Source organism: Mycobacterium sp., assembly GCF_049280035.1.
Taxonomy (GTDB): Bacteria; Actinomycetota; Actinomycetes; order Mycobacteriales; family Mycobacteriaceae; genus Mycobacterium.
The window spans coordinates 1-4,789 of sequence record NZ_JBAPPI010000276.1 but is presented as its reverse complement, the minus strand read 5'-3'; the positions used below and the strand labels follow the sequence as shown (position 1 = coordinate 4,789).

Here is a 4,789-nt window from a genome sequence, read left to right as displayed (position 1 = left end):
GAATCCCTTGGAACGGTTGGACAGCACTCATCACGCTGGCCGCGGTGTGCCTACTGATGACGGGTTTGCAGCCGCTGCTCGCCCGCTACCGCGACACCGAGACCCAAACCCGAGCGATCGGTGGCTGGCCCGCGCTGACGGTAGCCGCGGGTGTGCTGCTGGGTGGCCTGCTGATCATGTGGGCGGCCTATCGCGGCATTACGCATTGGCAGTCCATCCCCAGTACCTGGGATGCGGTCTGGCATGCGAACGAGGTGCGCTTCATCCTCGACACCGGCCAGGCGTCGTCCACCCACATGGGCGAGCTGCGCAACGTCGAAACCCACCAACCGCTGTACTACCCGTCGGTGTTTCACGCCCTGACTGCGGTGTTCTGTCAGCTCACCGGGGCGGCGCCGACGACCGGCTACACCTTGAGCTCGGTGGCGGCGTCGGTTTGGCTGTTTCCGTCCAGCGCGGCGATGCTCAGCTGGTTTCTGTTCCGGCCGCGTGCCAAGTCCGAATGGCTCGCCGCAGGGGCAGCGGCCACATCGGCCGCGATGTCGGCGTCGTTCACCTCGGTGCCCTACGTGGAGTTCGGTGTCGCCGCGATGCCCAACCTGGCGGCCTACGGGGTCGCGATCCCGACGTTCGTCTTGATCACCTCGACCCTTCGGCATCGCGACCGCATCCCGGCCGCCGTGCTGGCATTGGTAGGCGTGCTGTCGGTGCACCTCACCGGCGGGTTCGTCGTCATCTTGTTCCTGTTGGCCTGGTGGCTTTTCGACGCGTGCTGGCATCCGGTGCGTGGCCGGCTCGCCGACGTGCTGATCCTGGCGGTGGTGGCGGTGCCGACGGCGGCGATATTGGCGCCGCAGTTCATCGGCGTGGCCCAGCAGGCCGACATCATCGCCGGGCATGCGTTCCCCAGCTTCAAGAGCGTCAAACAGGGCGTCATCGATGCGCTGCTCTTGCACACCCGTCACCTCAACGATTTCCCGATCCAATACGGCCTGATCGTGCTCAGCGCGATCGGCATGGCAATCCTGCTGTACAAGCGAATCTGGTGGCCGCCGGTGCTCTGGCTGGTGCTGACCGTGGCGACCATCTACTCGGGGGCGCCGTTTCGCAACCCGCTCGGTGCCACGATCGAAGAATTCAGCCAATTCTTCTACAACGATCCGCGACGGCTCTCGGCGGTGGTGACGATGCTCGTCACGCCGATGGCAGGGATCGCGGTGTTCGCAATGGTGTTGGCGGCGGTGGCCTTGGCCAAAAGGCTCACCGGGCGGTCCGCGCGACCGCCTGGGGCCGTGGCGGTTTCGGCCACGGTGGTGCTGCTGGTGATCACCACCGTGCTGACTGCCCGCCAGTACTTGTACCGGCACCTGGTGCTGTTCGGCGACAAATACGACTCGGTGATCATCAACCAGAAAGACCTCGACGCGATGGCTTACCTGGCAACCTTGCCGGGAGCCCGGAACACCCTGATCGGCGACTCGAACGTCGACGGCACCGCGTGGATGTACGCGGTGGCCGACCTGCACCCGCTGTGGACCCACTACGACTTCCCACAGCAAACCGGCCCGGGGTACTACCGCTTCATTTTCTGGGCCTACGCCGATCGCGACAACGATCCGCGAGTAGCCGAGGCGGTGCGGGCGCTCAACATTCGCTACATCCTGACGAGCGTCCCGACGGTCGGGAAGTTCAAGGTGCCCGACGGGCTAGTGTCAATAGACCAATCGAAGTCGTGGGCGAAAATCTACGACAACGGTGGGGCCTGGATCTACGAATGGCGTGGTGCCCCGACAACTCCCAAAACATGAACAGATGCCAGCGGCAAGGAGAGTGACCGGATTGAGCAACGGCAACGACGACGACGACAACATCGAGGTCATCGGCGGCCTCGACCCCCGGCTGATGACGGCCGGCAAGGATGATGACTCCGATGACCGGTCGCTGACCGACCTGGTCGAACAGCCGGCCAAGGTGATGCGGATCGGCACCATGATCAAACAGCTGCTCGAGGAGGTGCGCGCCGCGCCGCTCGACGACGCCAGCCGCAACCGGTTACGCGAGATTCACGCCACCAGCATCCGGGAACTCGAAGAGGGGCTGGCGCCGGAACTACGTGAGGAACTCGACCGTCTCACCCTGCCGTTCACTGAGGGCGCCGTCCCGTCGGATTCCGAGCTGCGCATCGCCCAGGCGCAGCTGGTCGGCTGGCTGGAAGGGCTGTTCCACGGAATCCAGACCGCGCTGTTCGCCCAGCAGATGGCGGCTCGTGCGCAGTTGGAGCAGATGCGCCAGGGCGCGCTGCCCCCGGGTATCGGCAGGCCCGGAGGTTCGGGCACCGGGCAGTACCTCTAGGCGACAACCGGTGACGAGTCACCGCCCTCACATCGAGACGCAGAACGCGTGGGTGGAGTTTCCTATCTTCGACGCGAAATCACGCTCGCTGAAGAAGACTGTCCTGGGTGGCACGATCGGGCGCAACGCATCCAACGTAGTGGTCATCGAGGCGTTGCGGGACATCACGATGTCGTTGAGCCTGGGTGACCGCGTCGGGCTGGTCGGCCACAACGGGGCCGGGAAATCGACTCTGCTGCGGCTGCTTTCGGGCATCTACGAGCCGACCCGCGGCTCCGCCACAGTGACCGGTCGGGTGGCGCCGGTGTTCGATCTGGGCGTCGGCATGGATCCCGAGATCTCCGGTTACGAGAACATCATCATCCGCGGCCTGTTTCTCGGGCAGACGCGGCGGCAGATGCTGGCCAAGGTCGACGAGATCGCCGAGTTCACCGAGTTGGGCGACTACCTGTCGATGCCGCTGCGCACCTATTCCACCGGTATGCGGGTACGGCTGGCGATGGGTGTGGTCACCAGCATCGACCCGGAGATCCTGTTGCTCGACGAGGGCATCGGCGCCGTCGACGCCGACTTCCTCAAGAAGGCGCAGTCCCGCCTACAACGCCTGGTTGAGCGGTCCGGAATCCTGGTGTTCGCCAGCCATTCCAACGAATTCCTGGCCCGGCTGTGCAAGACCGCGATGTGGATCGACCACGGCGTCATCAAGCTCACCGGCAGCATCGAAGACGTCGTGCGTGCCTACGAAGGTGAAGACGCCGCACGGCATGTGCGTGAGGTGCTCGCCGAGACCCGCGAGATTGACGCCGACCAGCAGCTCGCCAGTAAAGCCCCCGCGGATGAGTGATGTGGTGTGCGCCGTCGTGGTGACCCACCGGCGCCCCGACGAACTGGCCAAGTCGCTGGATGTGCTGACCACCCAGAGCCGGCTGCCCGACCAGTTGATCGTGGTCGACAATGACTTCGAAAATGACAAAGACGACCGTGTTCGCGATCTGGTGGGCGGCCAGCCCACCCCGACGACCTATCTGCCGTCGCGCCGAAACCTCGGCGGCGCAGGCGGTTTCGCGCTCGGCATACTTCACGCGCTGGCTGCCGGCGCCGATTGGGTGTGGCTGGCCGACGACGACGGTCACCCGCAAGACAGCGAAGTGCTGGCGACGCTGCTGGCGTGCGCCGAGAAACACCGGCTGGCCGAGGTGTCGCCGATGGTGTGCAACGCCGACGACCCGCAACGTCTGGCGTTTCCGCTGCGCCGCGGCCTGGTCTGGCGCAGGTTGGTCAGCGAATTACGTACCGCGCAGGACCAGGATCTGCTGCCGGGCATCGCATCGCTGTTCAACGGAGCACTGTTTCGGGCCTCGACGTTCGAGTCGATCGGTGTGCCCGACCTGCGGCTGTTCGTCCGCGGCGACGAGGTAGAGATGCACCGTCGGCTGGTCCGGTCCGGCCTGCCGTTCGGAACCTGCTTGAACGCCGTCTATCTGCACCCGTGTGGGTCAGCCGAATTCAAGCCGATTCTCGCCGGGCGGATGCACACCCAATATCCCGACGATCCGACCAAGCGGTACTTCACCTACCGCAATCGCGGCTACCTGCTGGCGCAGCCGGGTCTGCGCAAGCTGTTGGTCCAGGAATGGTTGCGGTTCGGCTGGTTTTTCTTGGTGTCCCGTCGCGACCCGAAGGGTCTGCTGGAGTGGCTGCGGCTGCGCCGGCTGGGGCGGCGGGAACAGTTCGGAAGACCGGAGTCGCGCTCATGACAATTGTTGATGCTGCGGCACAGTCCAAGACGCTCTCCCGCGCCTGGGGTGATCTGGCCGACGGGTATCGCCGGCGCGAGTTGTGGCTGCACCTGGGTTGGCAGGACATCAAGCAGCGTTACCGCCGCTCGGTGCTGGGGCCGTTTTGGATCACGATCGCCACCGGCACCACGGCTGTTGCGATGGGCGGCCTGTACTCCAAGCTGTTTCATCTCGAGCTGTCGGTGCACCTGCCCTACGTCACGCTCGGGCTGATCATCTGGAATCTGATCAACGCCTCCATCCTGGAGGGTGCGGACGTGTTCGTCGCCAACGAGGGTTTGATCAAACAGCTGCCGACGCCGCTGAGTGTGCACGTCTACCGACTGGTGTGGCGGCAGATGATCTTGTTCGCCCACAACATCGTCATCTACCTCGTCATCGCGATCATCTTTCCGAAGCCGTGGTCGTGGGCCGACCTCTCGGTGATCCCGGCGCTGGGGCTGATCGTGCTCAACTGCGTGTGGGTGTCGCTGTGCTTCGGCATTCTGTCGACTCGCTTCCGCGACATCGGTCCGCTGCTGTTTTCCATCGTGCAGTTGCTGTTCTTCATGACGCCGATCATCTGGAACGACGAGACGCTGCGGCAGCAGGGCGCGGGAAGCTGGGCGAAGATTGTCGAGCTGAATCCGCTACTGCAT

5 protein-coding genes are annotated in these 4,789 nt (G+C 64.6%); all 5 read left to right on the top strand.

What is annotated here, in order from left to right; all coding sequences use genetic code 11:
• A partial coding sequence (locus WAN71_RS09040) for a DUF6541 family protein (RefSeq protein WP_422225005.1) occupies positions 1–1,808 on the top strand: 1,808 nt, incomplete at its 5' end.
• Positions 1,809–1,812: 4 nt separating this feature from the next.
• Positions 1,813–2,352, top strand: coding sequence for a bacterial proteasome activator family protein (locus tag WAN71_RS09035; protein WP_422225004.1), 540 nt, complete (start codon positions 1,813–1,815; stop codon positions 2,350–2,352).
• Positions 2,353–2,362: 10 nt separating this feature from the next.
• Positions 2,363–3,196 (top strand): ABC transporter ATP-binding protein, encoded by an 834-nt coding sequence (locus tag WAN71_RS09030; RefSeq protein ID WP_422225003.1) that lies wholly within the window; start codon positions 2,363–2,365, stop codon positions 3,194–3,196.
• Positions 3,189–4,109: a glycosyltransferase gene (locus WAN71_RS09025; RefSeq protein ID WP_422225002.1), complete on the top strand. Its 921-nt coding sequence runs from the start codon at positions 3,189–3,191 to the stop codon at positions 4,107–4,109. Before WAN71_RS09030 ends, WAN71_RS09025 begins: the two co-directional genes overlap by 8 nt.
• Positions 4,106–4,789, top strand: a 684-nt coding sequence (locus WAN71_RS09020) for an ABC transporter permease (protein ID WP_422225001.1), incomplete at its 3' end; no start/stop codon positions are given. The genes WAN71_RS09025 and WAN71_RS09020, both read left to right, overlap by 4 nt.